Origin of the sequence: Dactylosporangium sp. CA-139114, assembly GCF_050955725.1 — a bacterium.
Classification (GTDB): domain Bacteria; phylum Actinomycetota; class Actinomycetes; order Mycobacteriales; family Micromonosporaceae; genus Dactylosporangium.
Map to the genome: position 1 here is coordinate 914873 of NZ_CP192080.1, position 19871 is coordinate 934743.

Here is a 19871-nt window from a genome sequence, read left to right on the forward strand (position 1 = left end):
AGTCGTGGCCGCGGGGGACTCCGTCCCCGGCACTCCTGGCGGCGGTTTGTCCCGAGTTTCGCAGTGCGTCATGCCTGTGGGGGAGGGTGTTCGGGCGCCGGACCGCCTCGGGTAAGCTAGGCAGGTTGCCACGGCGAGGGTGCTCCCCACGGGCCGGGCGTGCGGTTGCTGTGTGACGGCCGGGTGATTGTCACCCCGGCGGCCACCCAGGAACCGGCATGACGGCCGAAGCGGGCTCCGTGATCGACGCGGCGCTCCGGGCCTGTGCCCCGTGCGCCCCCTCGCCCGAGCGCCGCATGAAGACAACTGTTAGCCGGTCGCGCAGGCCGGTGCCCGCCGCACAACCGCATCAGGAGTTCTGTCGTGTCCGAGGTAAAGATCAGCGCCGAGCCCCGCACGGAGTTCGGCAAGGGTGGTGCCCGCCGCACGCGCCGGGCCGGCAAGGTGCCAGCCGTGCTGTACGGCCACGGCGAGGCCCCCCGCCACATCGCCCTTCCCGCCCGTGAGTTCGCCGCGGCCATTCGCCACGGCGGCATGACCCAGGTCTTCAACATCGAGATCTCCGACGGCAGTGCCGCCCTGGCCCTGCCCAAGGCGATCCAGCGCGACCCGATCAAGGACACCTTCGACCACGTGGACCTGCTCGTGGTCCGCCGCGGCGAGAGGGTGACCGTCGAGATCCCCGTCCTGCTCACCGGCGACGCGGCCCGCGACACCCTGGTCATGACGGAGAGCAACACGCTCGCCGTGCTGGCCGACGCGACCAAGCTGCCCGAGCACCTGGAGGCCTCGATCGAGGGCCTCGAGGCCGGCAGCCAGGTCAAGGGCGCCGACGTCCAGCTCCCCGCCGGCGTCGAGCTCGCCGCCGACCCCGAGCTGGTCATCGCGATCGTCTCGGCCGCGCAGGACCAGGCGATCGAGCCCGAGGGTGCCGAGGAAGCGCCGGCCGAGGAGCCGGCGCCCGCGGCCGCCGAGGCCTGATCGGCGCACCAGCTTCGTCGAGTCGCGGCCGCCTTCCGGGCGGCCGCGACTTTGCTGTGTGAGTGAGGAGACCCGGTGACCGACGCCGCACCCTGGCTCGTCGTGGGCCTGGGCAACCCCGGCCCCGAGTACGCGCGCAACCGCCACAACGTCGGCTTCATGGTCGCCGACCTGCTCGCCCAGCGGGCCGGGCTGCGCTTCGGCAAGCACCGCCGGGTCGTCGCCGACGTGGCCGAGGGCCGGCTGCGCGTCGGCGGGCCACGCCTGGTGCTCGTGAAGCCGCTGACCTTCATGAACCTCTCCGGCGGCCCGGTGGCCGGGCTGGCCCAGTTCTACAAGGTGCCGCGCGAGCAGGTGATCGCCGTGCACGACGAGCTCGACATCCCGTGGACCCAGCTGCGGCTGAAGCAGGGCGGCGGCGAGGGCGGGCACAACGGCCTGCGCTCGATGTCGAGCTCGCTGGGGGGCAAGGACTACCTGCGGGTCCGCTTCGGCATCGGCCGGCCGCCGGGCCGGCAGAACCCGGCCGACTTCGTGCTGTCCGACTTCTCCGCGGTCGAGCGCAAGGAGCTGGACTACTTCGTGGACCGCACCGCGGACGCGGTCGAGATGATAGTCGACCAGGGCCTCGAGGCGGCCCAGAACCGTTACCACGCCGAATAGTCGCGCCGTTCGGCCATGTGATGACGTCCGTCACGACAACCCGTCGGCGTGACGAATGTCCGACTTGCACGTTGTACTCCAGGTTGCACCGTTTGATGGAAGCGGTCCTTCTGAAGGAGGCAGCGTGGCGATCGACAGCGGACGAACGCGGGACGGGTTCCACCGCCCGGCCCATCTCCGCCGCGAGGATCGCCCGGCCGGCCTGCGCCGCCCCGAGCGGACCGTCGACGCCCGCCCCGAGCCCGAGGCCGCGCCCGTCGCGCCGCCCGTCCCGCCCCCCTTGTACGGCCGCCCGGCCGCCCCGGCGCGCGGCCGGCGCCCCAGCCCGGTGCGCAACCAGATCCGCCAGGTCTCCGCGAGGAAGCCGCGCCCGGTGAGCGCCGGGGTGGCCGCGCCCGTCTCGCCCGCCCCCGCGCCCGGCGCCGCCGCGGCCGCCGAGGTCGACCCGGCCCTGGCCGCCGAGGTCGAGGCGGCCGTGCGCGGCACCACACCCTTCACCCGCACGCCGGTGCGCATCGCCGCGCCCGACATGTCCGCCGGCGCCGGCCGCACCTCCCGCCACCGCGCCCGCTGGGCGTGGGAGGGCCGCTACCTGCGCACCCTGCTCGTGCTCGACTTCGTCATCGGGCTCATGGCCGGCGCGGTGGCGTTCGAGGCCCGCTTCTCCGGCGGCCTCACGCTGTACAACGCCCGCTACGTCCTGCTGTCGGTCCTGCTGCCGATCGCGTTCACGGCCAGCCTCGCGGCCAACCGCGCCTACGAGAAGCGTTACCTGTTCGTCGGCACCGACGAGTACCAGCGGGTGCTGCGGGCGGGCCTGGCGCTGACGGCCGCGACCGTCTTCGTGGCGTACACCACCGAGACCCGCATCGCCCGCGTCTGGTTCTTCGTCGCGCTGCCGCTGGTCACCTTCGGCTGCCTGCTCGCCCGGTTCCTGCTCCGCCAGCTGCTGCACCGGGCGCGCAAGCGGCGCGGCGCGTGCATGCGCCGGGTCGTGGTCGTCGGCCACGAGCTCGCGGTCGAGGCCATGGCGCGGCAGCTGCGCCGCGAGCGGTACCACGGCCTGAAGGTCGTCGGCGCCTGCCTGCCCGGCGCCGGCGAGGTCGCGGACGTGCCGATCCTGGGCCGCTTCGACGAGGTCGCGGGGGCGGTACGCCGGGCCCGGGCCGACACCGTGCTGGTGCTGTCCTGCCCGGAGCTGGACGGCCACGCGCTGCGCCGGCTGGCCTGGCACCTCGAGCGCGACGACATCGACCTGATCGTCGCGAGCACCCTCATCGACGTGGCCGGCAGCCGTACCACCATCCGTCCGGTCGACGGCCTGCCGATGCTGCACGTCGAACACCCGACCCTGACCGGGGTCCGCCGACTGGTCAAGGCGCTCGTCGACCGGGCGGGCGCGGTCGCCCTGCTGGTGCTCACCAGCCCCCTTCTGGCGGTTCTCGCCATTGCGGTTCGCATGGACTCTCCCGGACCGGTACTGTTCCGACAGACGAGAGTGGGCAAGGACGGTCACGAGTTCGTGATCTTCAAGTTCCGTACCATGCACATCGATGCCGAGGCCCGCCTGGCGGAGCTACGGCACCTCAACGAAGTCGACGGCGCACTGTTCAAACTGCGCAATGACCCGCGGGTCACCCGCGTCGGGCGGCTTCTGCGCAAGTTTTCGCTCGACGAGCTGCCGCAGCTGCTCAACGTGATCGGCGGCAGCATGTCGCTGGTCGGGCCGCGCCCGCCGCTGCCGGAGGAGGTCGCCGTGTATCCGGACGACGCCCGGCGCCGGCTGGCCGTGCGGCCCGGGATGACCGGCCTGTGGCAGGTGTCCGGCCGGTCGGACCTATCGTGGGACGAAGCGGTCCGCCTCGACCTGCAGTACGTGGAGAACTGGTCGCTCTCGCTCGACCTGGTCATCCTGCTGCGAACGTTGAGCGCTGTGACCCGAGGGGCTGGAGCGTACTGATGACCGACCTACCACCCGCCACCGACGGCGGATTCGCGCGCTGGCTGGCCCAGCGGGCCGGAGACCTGCTGCTGAAGCTGCGCGAGGAGATGGGCTACTCCGACCCCGCCGCGCTGCGCAAGGCCGGCGACCGGCTCTCGCACGAGCTGCTGGTGGAGCAGCTCACGCGCTGGCGCCCGGCCGACGCGATCCTGTCCGAGGAGGGCGCCGACAGCGCGGCCCGGCTGCGGGCCGAGCGGGTCTGGATCGTCGACCCGCTCGACGGCACCCGCGAGTTCGGCGAGGAGGGGCGGGCCGACTGGGCCGTGCACGTCGCGCTGTACTGCCAGACGGCCCCGGACTCCCGGATGGCCCTGGACTCGCCGGCCGGGCCCGGGCCGGTCCGCGGTGGCTCCGGCCGCCTGGTCGCCGGGGCGGTGGCGCTGCCGGCCCAGCACTGTGTGCTCGGCACCGACGCCCCGCCGCCGTTCCCGCCGATGCCCGGGGTCCAGGGCGAGCCGATCCGGATGGCCGCCAGCCGCACCCGCCCGCCGGCGCTGCTGAGCACGCTCGCCGAGAAACTTCCCATCGAGCTGGTGCCGATGGGCTCGGCCGGGGCGAAGATCGCCGCGGTGATCGACGGGGCGGTCGACGCCTACGTGCACGCGGGCGGTCAGTACGAGTGGGACTCCGCCGCTCCGGTCGCTGTGGCTCTCGCCACGGGCCTGCACGCTTCCCGTATCGACGGGACTACGTTGGAATACAACCAGCCCGATCCCCGCCTGCCCGACCTGGTGGTGTGTCGGAAAGCATTGGCACCGTCACTGCTCGCCGCCATCAACAGCTGAAAGGTCCCGCCCACTCATGAGCCGGCCGCCCTACCGGGTCTCCCACCTGGATGCTCTCGAGGCCGAGAGCCTGTTCATCATGCGCGAGGTGGTCGCCGAGTTCGAGCGGCCCGTGCTGCTGTTCTCCGGCGGCAAGGACTCGATCGTGATGCTCCGCCTGGCCGAGAAGGCGTTCGCGCCCGCCCGCATCCCGTTCCCCGTCATGCACGTGGACACCGGTCACAACTTCGACGAGGTGCTGCAGTACCGCGACCGCCGGGTGGCCGAGCTCAACGTGCAGCTGATCGTGGCCAGCGTGCAGGAGGCGATCGACGCGGGCATGGTCCGCGAGTCCGCCGACGGGATGCGCAACCGGATCCAGACGCCGGTGCTGCTCGACGCGGTGGAGAAGTACCGCTTCGACTCGCTCTTCGGCGGCGCTCGGCGCGACGAGGAGAAGGCGCGCGCGAAGGAGCGGGTCTTCTCGTTCCGCGACGACTTCGGCCAGTGGGACCCGCGCAACCAGCGGCCGGAGCTCTGGGCGCTGTACAACGCCCGGATCGCCCCGGGCGAGTCGATCCGCGTGTTCCCGCTGTCCAACTGGACCGAGCTGGACGTCTGGCACTACATCGCCCGCGAGGGCATCGAGCTGCCGAGCATCTACTACGCGCACGACCGCGAGGTCGTAGACCGCGGCGGGATGCTCTACGCGATCAACGAGTTCCTGCCGCTCAAGGCCGGCGAGACGCCGTTCACCGAGCGCGTGCGCTACCGCACGGTCGGGGACGCGTCCTGCACCGCCGCCGTCCGCAGCGACGCGGACACGATCGACAAGGTCATCGACGAGGTCGCGGCCACCCGCATCACCGAGCGCGGGGCGACCCGCGGCGACGACAAGGTGAGCGAGGCGGCCATGGAAGACCGCAAGCGTGAGGGGTACTTCTAAGCCATGACCTCCGTGCTGGAGACGCCGCAGCAGCGGCAGATGGACCTCCTGCGCTTCGCGACCGCCGGCTCGGTCGACGACGGCAAGTCGACGCTCATCGGGCGCCTGCTCTACGACTCGAAGGCGATCTTCGAGGACCAGCTGGAGGCGGTCGAGGCGACCTCGCGCTCGCGCGGCGACGAGTACACGAACCTGGCGCTGCTCACCGACGGCCTGCGGGCCGAGCGGGAGCAGGGGATCACGATCGACGTGGCGTACCGCTATTTCGCCACCCCCCGGCGCAAGTTCATCATCGCCGACACGCCCGGCCACATTCAGTACACGCGGAACATGGTCACCGGCGCCTCGACCGCCGACCTGGCGCTGATCCTGGTCGACGCGCGCAAGGGCCTGGTCGAGCAGTCCCGGCGGCACGCGTTCCTGTGCTCGCTGCTGCGCGTGCCGCACCTCGTGCTGTGCGTGAACAAGATGGACCTGGTCGACTACTCGCAGGAGGTCTTCGAGCGCATCGCCGACGAGTTCACCTCGTTCGCGGCCAAGCTCGAGGCGCCCGACCTGACCGTGATCCCGATCTCGGCCCTGCACGGCGACAACCTCGTCACCCGCAGCGAGAACATGCCGTGGTACGAGGGCCCGTCGCTGCTGCACCACCTCGAGCACGTGCACATCGCCTCCGACCGCAACCTCGTCGACGTGCGGTTCCCGGTGCAGTACGTGATCCGCCCCCAGTCCACCACCGTGTCGGACTACCGCGGCTACGCCGGCCAGATCGCCTCCGGCGTGATGAAGCCCGGCGACGAGGTCATGGTGCTGCCGTCCGGCTTCACGACGAAGATCACGCACATCGAGACCGCCGACGGCGAGCTGTCCGAGGCGTACCCTCCGATGTCGGTCACGATCCGCCTCGCCGACGAGCTCGACATCGCCCGCGGTGACCTCATCTGCCGGCCCAACAACGCCCCGCAGGTCGCCCAGGACATCGAGGCGATGATCTGCTGGATGGACGAGACCCGGCCGCTGACGGTCGGCGGGAAGTACGCCATCAAGCACACGACCCGCTCGGCCCGCGCCGTGGTGCGCGGGCTGCAGTACCGCCTCGACGTCAACACCCTGCACCGGGACGAGTCGGCGAACCAGCTCGGGCTCAACGAGATCGGCCGGGTCCGGCTGCGCACGACGGTGCCGCTGCTGGCGGACGAGTACCGCCGCAACCGCACCACGGGCGGGTTCATCATCATCGACGAGTCGACCAACCGGACGGTCGGCGCCGGGATGATCATCGAGGCCGGCTGACCGAGATGCGCGCCACGCGGCGGCCCTCCACGGTGCTCACCCGGAGGTGCCAGCCGTCGTGGCGCACCTGGTCACCGACCTCGGGCACCCGCCCGAGCCGGGCCATGAGGAAGCCGGCCACGGTCTCGTAGGGGCCGCTGGGCAGCCGGAGCCCGATCCGCTCGGCGAGGTCGGCCAGGTTGAGACGCCCGTCGACCTCGTCCACCCGGGCCGGGACGGGCGGGGCGTCGTACTCGTCGTGGATCTCCCCGACGAGCTCCTCGATCAGGTCCTCCAGCGTGACGATCCCGGCCGTGCCGCCGTACTCGTCCACGACCACCGCAAGGTGATGGCCCTCGCGCCGCATCTCCGACAGTGCGGCCAGCACCGGCTTGCTGGCCGGCAGCCGCTTCACCTCGCGGGTCAGGCCGCGCAGGGACGCCGCCGCCGCGGCGTTCCCAGCCCCCGGCGCGACGCTCCCAGCCGCGGGCGTGAGCAGCAGGTCGCGCAGGTGCACGAAGCCGAGCACGTCGTCCGGGTCGGCGTCGATCACCGGGAAGCGGGAGTGCCGGGCCCCGCGCACGGCCAGGACGGCGTCGGCGACGGAGAGCGCGGCGTCGAGGAACACGACCTCGGTGCGCGGCACCATGACCTCGCGCACGTGCCCGGTGCCGGCGGTCACCGCGATGAGCGTGCGTAGCTGAGCCTCGGAGATGCGGGCCGGGGCCGCGGTAGCGTGAAGGCGCTCCGCCCAGCGGGTCAGCAGGGCGGCCGCGGCCTGCCGCACGGTTCCGGGGCCACTGCGAGGGCCGGGCTCCGGCATGGATGAAAGTGTAGGCGTCCGGCTCACTCGGATTCACGCCCGACGTGTAAATTTGTTGGAACGCGTCGACTTTTGGGAGGTTGTAGTGAAGCTACTCGTCACCGGTGGTGCCGGGTACATCGGCAGCATCGTGACCGCGCTGCTGCTCGACGCCGGGCACGAGGTGGTGGTGCTCGACGATCTCTCCACCGGCCACGAGGACGCGGTGCCGGCCGGCGCGGCCTTCGTGCGCGGGCGGGTTCACGACGCGATCGGCGACCTGCTGACGCCCGACTTCGACGGGGTGCTGCACTTCGCGGCCTTCATCGCCGCCGGGGAGAGCGTGCAGAAGCCGGAGAAGTACTGGGAGAACAACGCGATCGGCACGCTGCGGCTGCTCGACGCGATGCGGGCGGCCGGCGTCCGGCGGCTGGTGTTCTCGTCCACCGCGAACGTCTACGGCGACCCCGACACCGTCCCGATCCCGGAGACGGCGGCGGTGCGCCCGCCGAACCCGTACGCGACCTCCAAGCTCGCCGCCGACCACGCGCTGACCGGATTCGCCGTCGCGCACGGGCTCCGCGCGGTCAGCCTGCGGTACTTCAACGTCGCCGGAGCCCTGCGCCGGCCCGACGGCGGCATGATCGGCGAGCGCCACGACCCGGAGACGCACCTGATCCCGATCGCGCTGCAGGTCGCCGCGGGCAAGCGGGAGAAGCTGCAGCTCTTCGGCGACGACTACGACACCCCCGACGGCACCAACATCCGCGACTACATCCACGTCGCCGACCTCGGCGCGGCCCACCTGCTCGCGCTCGGCACGATGGACGGGCCCGGGCATCGGATCTTCAACCTCGGCAACGGCACCGGCTTCTCCAACCGCCAGGTCGTCGAGGTCGTGCGCGCGGTCACCGGGCACCCGATCCCGGTCGAGATGGCGCCGCGGCGCCCCGGCGACCCGGCCCAGCTCGTCGCGTCCTCGGACAAGGCCAAGCGCGAGCTGGCCTGGACGCCGCAGTACGCCGACCTCGCCACGATGGTCGCCGACGCCTGGGCGTTCATGAACCGCTGAGGACAGAACCGCCGAGGACCGGGCCGGGCGGGGTCACTGCGCGTCGAGCTTCTGCCAGGTGACGCCGTCGACCGAGAACGCGGTGTAGATGGTCGTCATCTGGTAGGCGACGTACCCGGCCTCGGTGCGCGCCAGCCGCATCGTCTGGTGCAGGCCCTCCAGCCGTGCCCAGGACGCACCCCCGTCCTCCGAGACCAGCCAGTGGCCGTAGCCGTCGACGATGAGCAGCCGGCCGTCGAGCAACGGGACCAGGTCGCCGCCGATGGTGGCCTGGCCCGCGGTCGGGTGGGGGGCCTCGAACGACGCCCCGCCGTCCGTCGAGGTCGCCACCGCGAGCAGGCGCTCCGGGGCCGCGGCCGCCTCCTGGGGCGCGACGATCGCGGCGAAGACCGTGCGGCCGAGCATCGCCGCGCGGGCCGACGCGTTCGCGGGGAAGCCCGGGAACACGTGCGGCTCCCAGCTCACGCCGCCGTCGCGGGAGACCGCCACGGCCGGCGACCCGTCCGCGGCGCGCCCGCCCACCCACCACGAGCCGTCGCCGGCCCGGACCCGGGAGCGCCAGCACACGGTCAGGGGCGGCTGCTGCGGCAGGGCAGCCAGATCGGTCCCGGTGATCGAGCCCGTCGGGGCGCCGCACGCGTCGCCGGCCAGGGCGATCAGCCGGGAGTTGCCGGTCAGCGCCGCGGCCGGCCCCACCGGCGCACCGTCGGTGCTCCACTGCACCCCGTCCGAGGTGGCCGCGCGCGGGTGCGCCGGGCCGGGGCCGACGAGCACGGCCCCGCCGGGGATCGTGATCAGCTCCGGCCGGCCGGCGATCGGCGAGCGGACGGTGCTCCAGGACCGGCCCCCGTCCGCGGTGCGGCTGATCCACGTGCCGGACCCGTCCGCGGTGAGCAGGAAGCCGCGGTCGGCGTCGAGGAACTCGGCGTCGCGCACGGTGCCCGGCAGGTCGGCCGGCAGGTGCGGCAGCCCCGTGATCGTGATGCCGTCCGCGCTCCACACCGCCGCCGGGCCGGACGCGGCCGGGGTCGGGGCCGGGTCGTCCCGGCGCTCCAGCGCGACGGCCCCGACCCCGGCCGCGACCAGCGCGGCGATCGCGGCGGCCCCGGTCCGGGCGACGAAGCGGCGCCGGCGCAGGGCGGCGGCCCGGGCCGCGATGACCTCCATCGGCGGCTGCTCGATGTCGAGCCGGTCGCGCTCGGCCCGCAGCCGCGACCCCAGCGGGTCGCGCACAGGCTGGTCAGGCACGCGCCACCTCGTATCCGGGCAGCCGCACGGCCAGCGCGGCGCGGCCGCGCGAGAGGCGCGACTTGACGGTGCCGATGGGCACGTTCAGCGCGGCGGCGATCTCCTCCACGCTGAGGTCGGCGTAGTAGTGCAGCACGATGACCTCCCGGTAGCTGCGGGGGATGGCGTCGAGGGCGTCGGTCAGGTCGGTGCGGGCGTCGGCGTCGGGCTGGCCCGCGTGCTCCTGCAGCGGCCGCTCCCGCAGCAGGAACCGGTCGAGGATGCCGCGGCGGCGCCAGCGGCGGCGGACGACGTTGAGCGCCACCGCGCGCAGCCAGGCCTCGGGGTTGTCGATGCCGGCGAAGCCGCGCGGGCGGCCGACAGCCCGCGCGAACGCCTCCTGCACCGCGTCGTGCGCCTCCGGCAGGTCCGTGGTGAACGCGTAGAGCTGCACCACGAGCCTGCGGTAACAGGCGTGGTACACCTCGCCGACGTCGCCCACGCTGACAACGATCCCCTGCGAACCCCGCGGGTTCCCAGAACTTTCCCGGACTTCAGCCGGGCTTTCCCGGACTTCAGTTGGGCAGGACGGTGCCGGACAGCCCGGCGTCCTGCCAGGCCTTCGCGTCCGATGACACCTTGGGGGAGTCGCCGAGCGCCGCGTAGCCGTTGTCGACCGGGGCGATCACCCCGCCCGGCCCCGAGACGACCGCGAAGTGCTCGCCGTCGTTGCTGCCGAAGAAGACCGTCTCGGTCTGCGAGTGCACCCACATGAGCACCGAACGGTCCGCGCGCACCAACGCCCCGAGCGAGCGGTTGTCCAGCGTCTTGAGCTGCGCCGGCAGCTCGACCGCGCCGCGCACCTCGCGCCAGTTGAACCCGCCGTCGGTCGTGCGGAACACCTTGATCGCGTGGCTGTACGGCACGAAGGCCCACGCGCTGTGCCCGTCCGCCGAGGCCACCGCCGGCACGTCGCTGCCGGCCGGGGCGTCGAGGGTGCGGGCGAGCCAGCTCCCGCCCTGGTCGGCGCTGACGCTCACGGCCGGCGCCCCCGAGTGCAGGTCGGTGCCGGTGACCCACCAGCCGGCCTTGGCGGGCAGGCCCGGGGCGATCGTGCGCCGAGCCATCGGCGGCTGGCCGATGATGCTCAGCGCGCCGTCGCTCTCGCGGACGCCGAACAGGTCGCCGTACTGCACCAGCTGCACGCTGCGGTCGCCCGGCCCGAGCACGAGCCGGTCGCCGGGCCCCACCACCGGCGGGGTGTCCTGCGGATCGAGCTGGGTCTGGGCGCCGGGCGTGAGCACGAAACGCACGCTGGCCCGCGACCCGGCGCCGACCTCGCCGCTGAGGATGAACGTGGACGCGGCGATCCGCAGCAGCTGGACGTTGGTGACCCGCTCCAGCGGGCTCGTGCGCAGCGCGTCCACGACGTAGGGGCCCGGCCGCTGGGCGGCGCCGCCGAGCCCGGTCACCTGCAGGCTGCAGCGGCGGGCCTGGGGGATCTCCACGCAGACGTCGACGGCGGCCACGAGGTTGGTCAGGTCCCCGGCGGCGGCCAGCACGGTCGTCGTGGACGGGTACTTGCCCGGGGCCGTCGGCGGGTCCGAGACCGACGGGCTCCAGGCCTCGCCCAGGTCCGGGTTGGGGCCGAGCACCATCGGGCCGGGGCGGCCGTAGATCCCGGCCAGCGCGACCGGGGCGAGCACCCCGAGGGTCCCCAGCAGCGCGCCGAGCACGGCCAGCCGGTCCCGCAGGCGCACGCGGCCGGCGCGGCGATACAAGGTCACGAAGTCCGGCACCCAGGTGGCCGCCTCGATCTGCTGCCGCAGCGTGCGGAAGTCCAGCTCAGGGCGCATCTCGCACCTCCTGGGGCTGGCTGGGGCTCGGGGCGGGGGACGGGGCCGGACGGCGGCGCGGGGTGCTCGGATCGGACTCGACGTCGCTCAAGAGCTGGGCGAGCATGGCGCGGCCGCGCGACAGCCGCGCCTTGACCGTGCCCACCGGCACGCCCAGGGCGTCGGCGACCTCGTGGACCGACATGTCGGCCAGGTGGTGCAGCACGATCGTCTCCCGCGTGGCCTGCGACAGCTGTTGCAGGGCGGCGACCAGGGCGACCCGGTTGGGGTCGACGCCCGGCACGCTCTCCACCGGACGGGCGACCCGGCCGCTGCGCACCAGTGTGTCGAACAGACGCCGCCGCCGCCAGCGCGTGCGTGCAAGGTTCATGGCGACGGTGCGCAGCCAGGCCTCGGGGTCGGCGACGTCGAGGAACTGCCGGGGCCGGGCCAGCGCCCGGGCGTAGGCCTCCTGCACGAGGTCCTGCGCCTCGGCGTGGTCGCCCGTCAGCGCGTAGAGGGCGGCCACGAGGCGGCGATAGTGCGCCTGATACGCATCGCGCACGGCCTCACGGGCCTCGAGCTCGTCGCCCACTGTCCACCTCCCTCTTCGACCGGCGCGGAGTAGCACGCTATCCAGACAGACGCCTGTGTGAAGCATCCGGTTGCGCCTGACAGAATGGCGTCATGTCGTCTCCCGCCCGGCCCCGGGTCCTGTCCGGGATCCAGCCCACCGCCGACTCGTACCACCTGGGCAACTACCTCGGTGCCCTGCGCAACTGGGTGCCGATGCAGGAGACGCACGACACCTTCTACTGCGTGGTCGACCTGCACGCGATCACCATGGGCCACGACCCGGCGCTGCTGCGCAAGCGCACCCGGGTCGGCGTCGCCCAGCTGCTGGCCATCGGGCTCGACCCGGAGCGCTGCACCCTGTTCGTGCAGAGCCACGTGCCCGAGCACGCGCAGCTCGCCTGGGTGATGAACTGCCTGACCGGCATGGGCGAGGCCGCCCGGATGACCCAGTACAAGGACAAGTCGGCCAAGCAGGGGGCAGACCGCACCAGCGTCGGGCTGTTCACCTACCCGATCCTGCAGGCGGCCGACATCCTGCTGTACCAGGCCGACGCCGTCCCGGTCGGCGAGGACCAGCGTCAGCACCTCGAGCTGACCCGCGACCTGGCCCAGCGGTTCAACACCACGTTCGGCCAGACGTTCACGCTCCCGTCGCCGTTCATCATCAAGGACACCGCCAAGATCACGGATCTGCAGGAGCCGACGGCGAAGATGTCCAAGTCGGCCTCCACCCCCAACGGCCTCATCGAGCTGCTGGAGGACCCGGCCCGCGCGGCCAAGAAGATCCGCTCGGCGGTCACCGACACCGGCCGCGAGATCATCTTCGACCCGGAGAACAAGCCGGGCGTGTCCAACCTGCTCACCATCTACTCGGCGCTGAGCGGCCGGACGGTGCCGGAGCTCGTCACGGCGTACGACGGCAAGGGCTACGGCGACCTGAAGAAGGACCTCGCCGAGGTCGTGGCCGAGTTCATCAAGCCGATCCAGCAGCGCACGAACGCCTACCTCGACGACCCGGGCCAGCTCGACAAGCTGCTCGCGATCGGGGCCGAGAAGGCGCGGGCGGTCGCGGTGCCGACACTGAAGACGGTGTACGACCGCATCGGCTTCCTCGCTCCCGGCGCGGCCTCGCACTGAGGTGCCCAAGACCACCATCGGCGTCGCGATCGACATCCCGCAGCCCTGGGGCGGCGAGCTCACCGCCGCCCGCCTGGCCGCCGGGGACCTGCTCGCGCAGCACGTGCCGGCTCACGTCACCCTCCTCGGCCCGACCGAGATCGACGCCGCCCGGCTGCCGGCGATCGACCGGCACCTGGGCGAGGTCGCGCGGGCGCACCGGCCCTTCACCGTGCGCCTGCGCGGCACCGGGACGTTCCGGCCCGTCACGCAGGTCGTGTTCGTCGCGGTCGCGGCCGGGATCAGCGAGTGCGAGCAGTTGCACACCGCGGTGCTCGGCGGCGGGACGATCTTCTCGGGGTCCCGCTTCCCGTACCACCCGCACGTGACCATCGCCCACGACGTCTCGCCCGCCCAGCTCGACGCGGCGTTCGCGGACCTGTCCGGCTACGAGGCCTCGTTCACGGTCGCCGGGTTCACGCTGTTCGAGCACGAGGACGGCGGCCGGTGGCGTCCCCATGCGGAGTATCGCCTGACGGCGGACGATTGACGTGAGCGGTCCGGCGCGGAGCGGAGGGGCCGCTCACCGTGGGCGCAGTTTTCTCGCGGCGGCACCGGAGCTTGCGGAGGTGGCGGCGTGAGCGGTCCGCAGCGGAGCGGAGGGGCCGCTCACCGTGGGCGCAGTTTTCTCGCGGCGGCACCGGAGCTTGCGGAGGTGGCGGCGTGAGTGCTCTCGACCGGCTGGAGGCCGGTTTTGACCGCATGATCGCGGCGGCCCGGGGTCGCTCGCGGGTGTTCGACCACGTGTGGCGGGCCCAGGAGCGGTACTTCGACGTCGACGCCGTCCGTCTGGCCGCCGCGACCGCGTACTACGGCTTCTTCGCCGTGTTCGCGATGGTCGTCGTGCTGTTCTTCATCCTCGGCCGGGTCCTGGGCGGCAACAAGCTCGTCGTCGAGCGCGTGCAGATCTATCTGCAGGCCAACCTGCCGCAGCTGCAGAGCGACCAGATCTTCGCCGGCAGCCAGCAGATCGGCATCATCGCCCTGGCCGGCCTGATCATCGCCGGGGTCGGCTGGGTGGAGAACCTGCGCTCGTCCCAGCGGGCGCTGTGGCAGCTGCAGGAGCACCCCGGCAACCCGGTGATCCGCTGGCTGCTCGACCTCGCGGTGCTGGTCGGGCTCGGCCTGCTGCTGCTGGTCTCGATCGGCATCTTCGCCGGGATGCAGGAGCTGATCTACTGGCTCGCCGGGGACGTGGACCAGGACCCGGTGCGCGTCGCGCTGCGCGGCTTCTCGACCCTGCTCTCGGGGGTCGTGGACGTGTTCCTGGGCGCGGCCCTGCTCGTCGGCGTGCCCCGGCTGCGCATGTCGCTGCGGCGGCTGTGGCCCTCGGCGCTGCTCTTCGCGATCGGGCTGGGCCTGCTCAAGACGGCCGGGAAGTGGTACATCACCCGCACCGAACACAATCCCGCCTACCAGCTCGTGGCGGGCACGATCGGGTTGCTGCTGTACATGTACCTGCTGCACCAGCTCCTGCTCTTCGCGGCGGCGCTCTCGGCGACCAGCCCGCACGGGCGGATGCGCGACCTGGCCGGCGGGGCGCCCCGGGCCGACGTGCAGGCGGCCCGGCGGGCGGCGGAGCTGGTGGAGAAGGCGGCGGTGGCGACCGAGCACGCGGCGGAGGTGGCCGCTCACGTTGCGCCACCAGGGACACCCCCGGTCGGGCCGTCCGGCGGTTCGGCGGGTGCGGAGGGCTCCGACCCGTCATGATGGGCGCCGTGGGTGCACTCGTGACTTTGGACCTGCCGGCCGACGCGCCGGCGCTGACCCTGCCGTGGATCATCACCTTCGGCCCGATGAACGACGAGGAGGAGTGGGAGCCGGTCGTGTGCGGCCCCTACGAGCGCGCGCACGCGCTCGCGCTCGCCGAGGCCGTGGTGGCCGACGAGGACCTGATGGCGGTCGTCGAGCCGCTCCAGCCGCACGTGACGGTGGCCCAGATCGAGGGCGACATCGCGGCGTCCCGGCTGGCGGCGGAGAACGAGGACGTGGAGACGGCGGCGCTGGACGCCGAACTGGCCGGATACGAGGAGTCGTACCACGACCACGACCACGGCGACGACGACCACACGCACGAGCCGCCGTCGGTGGAGGAGATCCGGGCGGGCTTCTCCAGGATCGCGGCCAAGCTGAGCAGCTGACTACGCTTCGCAGTATCCGCTTCGCCCTGGGTGAGATCGCAAGATCCAACTTTTTCGGGTTGTGTATGGTGCCAATAAGCGGAACGGGCACACACACCCGGTCGCCCTCTGTTCCCAGCTCTACCTCGCGCGTCCTGTAATTCCCCGTCGCCCTCGCCGCCCGGTCCCGGTCCCCGGTTCCATCGCGGCGGTGGCGACGGGGGGGGGGCGACGGGGCTCGCCGGTGCTGTCTCGCGAGGCTTGCGGGGCTTGTGGCGGTCCGTCGGCCGGGGCTCGTCAGCCCGGTTCCATCCAGACCGTCGTGTCGGGCGGCAGCGTGCCACCCACCGGCGAACTGGCCAGCACCGGCTCCCGCGGCAGCGTGAACGCCGACCCGCCGAGGTTGGCCGCGACCAGGAAGCCCTCGGTCTCGAAGCACAGCACGCCGTCCGGGGCCGGCCGCCAGGTCAGCGTGGTGGCGGGCCGGCGGAGGCGGATCGCGTCGCGGTAGAGGTTGAGGGTCGAGCCGGGATCGGCGCGCTGGGCGGCGACCGTGCGCCCGGCCCAGTCCGGCGGCATCGGCAGCCAGGCGCGCTCGCCCGGCCCGAACCCGAACGGCGGCTCGTCGCCCTCCCACGGCAGCGGCACGCGGCAGCCGTCGCGGCCCGGCTCGGCGCCGCCGGACCGGACCCACTGCGGGTCGGTGCGGACCTCGTCGGGCAGGTCGAGCACCTCGGGCAGGCCGAGCTCCTCGCCCTGGTAGACGTACGCGGCGCCGGGCAGCCCGAGCATGAGCAGCGCGGCGGCGCGGGCCCGGCGCAGGCCGACGACGCCGTCGCCGAAGCGGGTGACGGGCCGGCGCCGGTCGTGGTTGGAGATCACCCAGGTCGGCGGCGCCCCGACGCCGGCGGCCGCGGCGAGCGAGGCGTCGATGATCCGCCGCAGCTCGGCCGGGTCCCAGGGGGCCTCGAGGAAGTCGAAGTTGAAGGCCTGGTGCAGCTCGTCCGCGGCCACGTACCGCGCGACCCGTTCCGGCTCGGTGTCGAAGACCTCGGCCACGGCCATGCGCTCACCCGGGTACTCGTCGAGGATCTTGCGCCAGCCGCGATAGATCTCGTGCACACGATCCTGATCAAATATCGAAATAAGCGGAATTTCGGAAATGTCGGGCTTTATGAGGCCATGGGCGACATCTACCCGGAAGCCGTCCACGCCGCGACTTAGCCAGAAGTGCAGGATGTCCGCGAACTCGGCCCGCACCTGCGGATTGTCCCAGTTCAAGTCGGGCTGGCCGGGATCGAAGCTGTGCAGGTACCAGGCGCCGTCCGGCAACCGGCTCCAGGCCGGGCCGCCGAAGGCGGACTGCCAGGCGTTCGGCGGGTCGGTGCCGCGGCCCTCGGCGAACACGTACCGGTCCCGCAGGCCCTGCGCGAACCAGGGATGGGCCGACGACGTGTGGTTCGGCACGATGTCGACGATCACCCGGAGGTTCAGGCGGTGCGCCTCGGCCAGCAGGGCGTCGAAGTCCGCCAGCGTGCCGAAGACCGGGTCGACGTCCCGGTAGTCCGACACGTCGTAGCCGCCGTCGACCATGGGGGAGCGGTAGAACGGGGACAGCCACAGGGCGTCCACCCCGAGGTCGGCCAGGTGCGGCAGCCGCGACGTGATCCCTGGCAGATCGCCGATGCCGTCGCCGTCGGAGTCGGCGAAGCTGCGGGGGTAGATCTGATAGATGACCGCGGTACGCCACCACTCCACGTGATCAACGCTACCGACGCTCCGGGTCGGGGGAGGGCGAATCCGGACCGGTGCTCAGGCGGGCAGCGTCGCTCGCAGGGCATCCAGGAACCAGGCCCAGCGGTGCATCGTCGCCGGGACCGGGGGCCAGCCGTTGATCACCGCCATCAGCTGCCAGTACCGCTCCGCCCGCGGCTCGATCGACAGCTCGATCGCGTCCGCCACCTCGCGGCGCAGCGCCACGTCGTCGGTGCGGCCCGAGGCGGCGGCCCAGCGGGCCATCACCTCGTCCACCGTCGCCTCCGGGGACGGGGTGCCGCGGTCCTGGGCGTCCGCCACCAGGCCGATGAACCACTGCAGGCCGGCCGGGTCCGTCGGCACGATCCGGCGCGCGTCCGGGGCGAAGCTGCGCCGGCCCATCTCCCGCAGCCGCTCGCGCAAGTCCGGCGCCCGCAGCATCTCGGCCAGCTCGATCCACGCGTCCACCTGCTCGTCCGTCGGCTCGTCCGGCAGGTCCGCGGACACGCTGCGCAGGCCCGCGGTGAACTCGCGGGACTCCGGCGAGTCCGCGATGCCGGAGAAGATGCTGTCGAAGAACTCGTCGACGATGCGCTGTCGTTCGTCCGCGCTCGCCCGGGCGATCCTGGCCAGCCGCTCCAGGTCGGCCGGGGTCGCGTCGCGCTCGGCCACCGCGCGCAGGGCCGCCCGGCGCAGGCGCAGGACCCGGATCTGGGTGCCCAGGGCCGCCGCGTGGGCCGCGGCCACCTCGCCCAGGTCCGCCCCCCGCTCCAGCACCCGGCGGATGGTGGCCAGGTCCAGTCCCAGCTCGCGCAGCGTGCGCACGAACTCCAGGCGCACGATCGAGCCGTGGTCGTAGCGACGGTACCCGGCGTGCGACCGTTCGGCCTCGGGGACCAGGCCGACGTCGGAGTAGTACCGGATCGTCTTGACCGGCAGGCCCGTGAGGCGCGACAGCTCGCCGATGTTCATGCCGCGGATCCTCGACCCTCCAGCTGCGGGAGCGTCAAGGGGTCGCTAGGTTGCGCGGGTGGAACCTTTGCGGCTCATCCTCCTGTTCCTGCACCTGATCGGCTTCGCGATGCTGCTGGGCGGCTCGATCGCGCAGTACCTCACCGGGAAGTTCCGGATCAACCCGGCCATGCTCTGGGGCGCGACCATCCAGGTGGTGACCGGTCTCGGGCTCGCCGCTCCGCTGCGCGGTGGCGGGGATCACGAGCCGCCGACCGCCAAGCTCGCCGTCAAGCTGGTGATCGGACTGATGATCTTCGTGATGGCCTTCTTCTCCCGCAAGCGCGACGAGGTCAACCGGGGCCACTTCCTCGCTTTGGGCGGGTTGACGGTCGTGAACGCCGCGGTTGCCGTGTTTTGGCGGTAACCGGCGTGTTACAAGATCGATCCCGCGGGCCGGGAGCGCGCTCCGCACGTCACGGCCCTATAACGCACTCCTCCCAACCCGGCAGCAAACGATGGTTCAGGACCGTCGAGGGCGTACGCTCCCGCCGTTGGGTTCACCGCGTTCGGGCGGTGCATTGGGAAGGGAGACCGTCTTGCGCCGAGTGCGTGGGATGAAGGTTCTCGCGGCCGCCGCGGTGGCGTTTGTCGCGTTGGGCAGCACTGCCGCTTGCGGTGACAGCAAGGACAGTGGCACGGGAGACAACGGCAGCGCGCCGCCCGCGAAGAAGAGCGTCAAGGTCGGCCTCGCGTTCGACATCGGCGGCCGGGGCGACAAGTCGTTCAACGACTCCGCCGCGGCTGGTCTCGACCGGGTCAAGAGCGACCTCAACCTCGAGGTCAAGGACCTGGCCGCGGTCGCCGGCGAGAGCGAGAACGACAAGTACTCGCGCCTGAAGCTGCTCTGCACCAGCGGCTACAACCCGGTCATCGCCGTGGGCTTCGTCTACGACGGTGCCGACGCCGCGAACGGGCCGCTCGCCCGCGCCGCCAAGGACTGCCCGAACACGAAGTTCGCGATCGTGGACGGCGGGACCCAGGCCGCCAACGTGGCTGACCTGACCTTCGCCGAGGAGCAGGGCTCCTACCTGGTCGGCGTCGCCGCCGCCCTGAAGACCAAGAAGGGCACCGTCGGCTTCATCGGCGGCTGCCAGGTCGACCTGATCAAGAAGTTCGAGGCGGGCTTCACCGCCGGCGCCAAGGCCACCAAGGCCGACATCAAGGTGCTGACGAACTACCTGTCGACCCCGGCCGACGCCTGCAAGGGCTTCAACGACCCGGCCGGTGGCAAGACGGCCGCCAGCGGCATGTTCGACCAGGGTGCGGACATCGTCTACGCGGCCGCCGGCGGCTCCGGCACCGGCGTCTTCGAGGCCGCCAAGGACAAGAAGGCCCTGGCCATCGGCGTCGACTCGGACCAGTACAACACCGTCTCCGACGCCTCGCTCAAGCCGGTCATCATGACCTCGATGCTCAAGCGGGTCGACAACGCGGTGTTCAACTTCGTCAAGGACTACGCCGACGGCAAGTTCACGGCCGGCGCGACCGTCTTCGACCTCAAGGTCGACGGCGTGGGCTACGCCACGTCCGGTGGTCAGGTCGACGACATCAAGGACAAGCTGGACGCGGCCAAGGCCGACATCGCCTCTGGCAAGATCACGGTGCCGTCCAAGTAAGTAGTACGTCCCGGTAGTAGACATCGGGTGTTCGGCGGGGGACTGTGATC

At 72.3% G+C, this 19871-nt stretch carries 20 protein-coding genes; 13 read left to right on the top strand and 7 right to left on the bottom strand.

Annotation, left to right across the window (positions count from 1 at the left end; genetic code table 11):
- Positions 1-363 precede the first annotated feature (363 nt).
- From ACQP2P_RS04215 to cysN, 6 genes are all read left to right on the top strand, one after another.
- Positions 364-981 carry a 50S ribosomal protein L25/general stress protein Ctc gene (locus ACQP2P_RS04215; protein WP_433613455.1) on the top strand — a complete coding sequence of 206 codons (618 nt, stop codon included), beginning with the start codon at positions 364-366 and terminating at the stop codon, positions 979-981.
- A gap of 75 nt (positions 982-1056) precedes the next feature.
- A complete protein-coding gene (pth, locus tag ACQP2P_RS04220) occupies positions 1057-1644 on the top strand; it encodes an aminoacyl-tRNA hydrolase (RefSeq protein ID WP_350611858.1) in 588 nt (195 codons plus the stop codon).
- 124 nt (positions 1645-1768) lie between these two features.
- Complete coding sequence (locus ACQP2P_RS04225) at positions 1769-3604, top strand: sugar transferase (protein WP_433613457.1); 1836 nt, start codon at positions 1769-1771, stop codon at positions 3602-3604.
- A complete protein-coding gene (locus ACQP2P_RS04230) occupies positions 3604-4431 on the top strand; it encodes a 3'(2'),5'-bisphosphate nucleotidase CysQ (RefSeq protein WP_433613459.1) in 828 nt (275 codons plus the stop codon). The genes ACQP2P_RS04225 and ACQP2P_RS04230 overlap by 1 nt, the downstream gene beginning before the upstream one ends.
- 16 nt (positions 4432-4447) lie before the next feature.
- A complete protein-coding gene (gene cysD, locus ACQP2P_RS04235) occupies positions 4448-5356 on the top strand; it encodes a sulfate adenylyltransferase subunit CysD (protein ID WP_433613461.1) in 909 nt (302 codons plus the stop codon).
- A 3-nt stretch (positions 5357-5359) separates the two neighbouring features.
- A complete protein-coding gene (gene cysN, locus ACQP2P_RS04240) occupies positions 5360-6649 on the top strand; it encodes a sulfate adenylyltransferase subunit CysN (protein ID WP_433613463.1) in 1290 nt (429 codons plus the stop codon).
- Here the strand turns inward: cysN and ACQP2P_RS04245 are convergent.
- Positions 6633-7451 carry a hemolysin family protein gene (locus tag ACQP2P_RS04245; protein ID WP_433613465.1) on the bottom strand — a complete coding sequence of 273 codons (819 nt, stop codon included), beginning with the start codon at positions 7449-7451 and terminating at the stop codon, positions 6633-6635. The two genes, cysN and ACQP2P_RS04245, sit on opposite strands and share 17 nt — an antisense overlap.
- Before the next feature lie 85 nt (positions 7452-7536).
- Here ACQP2P_RS04245 and galE point away from each other — a divergent pair, with 85 nt between their 5' ends.
- The gene (gene galE, locus ACQP2P_RS04250) at positions 7537-8502 is read left to right on the top strand and encodes a UDP-glucose 4-epimerase GalE (RefSeq protein ID WP_433613467.1); all 966 of its coding nucleotides are present in this window, start codon (positions 7537-7539) and stop codon (positions 8500-8502) included.
- A gap of 33 nt (positions 8503-8535) precedes the next feature.
- On the opposite strand, the gene ACQP2P_RS04255 is transcribed toward galE, so the two are convergent.
- The 4 genes from ACQP2P_RS04255 to ACQP2P_RS04270 all read right to left on the bottom strand — a co-directional run bounded on the left by ACQP2P_RS04255 (position 8536) and on the right by ACQP2P_RS04270 (position 12159).
- Entirely contained in the window at positions 8536-9750 is a 1215-nt protein-coding gene (locus ACQP2P_RS04255; RefSeq protein WP_433613469.1) for a sialidase family protein, read from the bottom strand.
- Positions 9743-10231, bottom strand: coding sequence for an RNA polymerase sigma factor (locus ACQP2P_RS04260; RefSeq protein ID WP_433613471.1), 489 nt, complete (start codon positions 10229-10231; stop codon positions 9743-9745). Before ACQP2P_RS04260 ends, ACQP2P_RS04255 begins: the two co-directional genes overlap by 8 nt.
- Positions 10232-10304: 73 nt before the next feature.
- Entirely contained in the window at positions 10305-11585 is a 1281-nt protein-coding gene (locus ACQP2P_RS04265; protein WP_433613473.1) for a hypothetical protein, read from the bottom strand.
- Positions 11575-12159, bottom strand: a complete 585-nt coding sequence (locus tag ACQP2P_RS04270; RefSeq protein WP_433083254.1) for an RNA polymerase sigma factor — start codon at positions 12157-12159, stop codon at positions 11575-11577. Before ACQP2P_RS04270 ends, ACQP2P_RS04265 begins: the two co-directional genes overlap by 11 nt.
- Before the next feature lie 92 nt (positions 12160-12251).
- On the opposite strand from ACQP2P_RS04270, the gene trpS reads away from it, so the two are divergent.
- The 4 genes from trpS to ACQP2P_RS04290 all read left to right on the top strand — a co-directional run bounded on the left by trpS (position 12252) and on the right by ACQP2P_RS04290 (position 15457).
- Positions 12252-13277, top strand: a complete 1026-nt coding sequence (gene trpS / locus ACQP2P_RS04275) for a tryptophan--tRNA ligase (protein WP_433613476.1) — start codon at positions 12252-12254, stop codon at positions 13275-13277.
- Between the two features lies 1 nt (position 13278).
- The gene (locus ACQP2P_RS04280) at positions 13279-13806 is read left to right on the top strand and encodes a 2'-5' RNA ligase family protein (RefSeq protein WP_433613478.1); all 528 of its coding nucleotides are present in this window, start codon (positions 13279-13281) and stop codon (positions 13804-13806) included.
- 173 nt (positions 13807-13979) lie between these two features.
- The gene (locus ACQP2P_RS04285; RefSeq protein ID WP_433613480.1) at positions 13980-15026 is read left to right on the top strand and encodes a YihY/virulence factor BrkB family protein; all 1047 of its coding nucleotides are present in this window, start codon (positions 13980-13982) and stop codon (positions 15024-15026) included.
- Between the two features lie 8 nt (positions 15027-15034).
- A complete protein-coding gene (locus ACQP2P_RS04290; RefSeq protein WP_433613482.1) occupies positions 15035-15457 on the top strand; it encodes a hypothetical protein in 423 nt (140 codons plus the stop codon).
- A 276-nt stretch (positions 15458-15733) separates the two neighbouring features.
- Here ACQP2P_RS04290 and ACQP2P_RS04295 read toward each other — a convergent pair whose 3' ends face one another.
- Together ACQP2P_RS04295 and ACQP2P_RS04300 are read right to left on the bottom strand one after the other, a co-directional pair.
- A complete protein-coding gene (locus ACQP2P_RS04295) occupies positions 15734-17194 on the bottom strand; it encodes a glycoside hydrolase family 13 protein (protein WP_433613483.1) in 1461 nt (486 codons plus the stop codon).
- A gap of 54 nt (positions 17195-17248) precedes the next feature.
- Positions 17249-18163 carry a MerR family transcriptional regulator gene (locus ACQP2P_RS04300; protein WP_433613485.1) on the bottom strand — a complete coding sequence of 305 codons (915 nt, stop codon included), beginning with the start codon at positions 18161-18163 and terminating at the stop codon, positions 17249-17251.
- 58 nt (positions 18164-18221) lie between these two features.
- On the opposite strand from ACQP2P_RS04300, the gene ACQP2P_RS04305 reads away from it, so the two are divergent.
- Positions 18222-18569, top strand: a complete 348-nt coding sequence (locus ACQP2P_RS04305; RefSeq protein WP_433083268.1) for a hypothetical protein — start codon at positions 18222-18224, stop codon at positions 18567-18569.
- A 190-nt stretch (positions 18570-18759) separates the two neighbouring features.
- Positions 18760-19821, top strand: a complete 1062-nt coding sequence (locus ACQP2P_RS04310) for a BMP family lipoprotein (protein ID WP_433613488.1) — start codon at positions 18760-18762, stop codon at positions 19819-19821.
- The last annotated feature ends 50 nt before the right edge of the window (positions 19822-19871 follow it).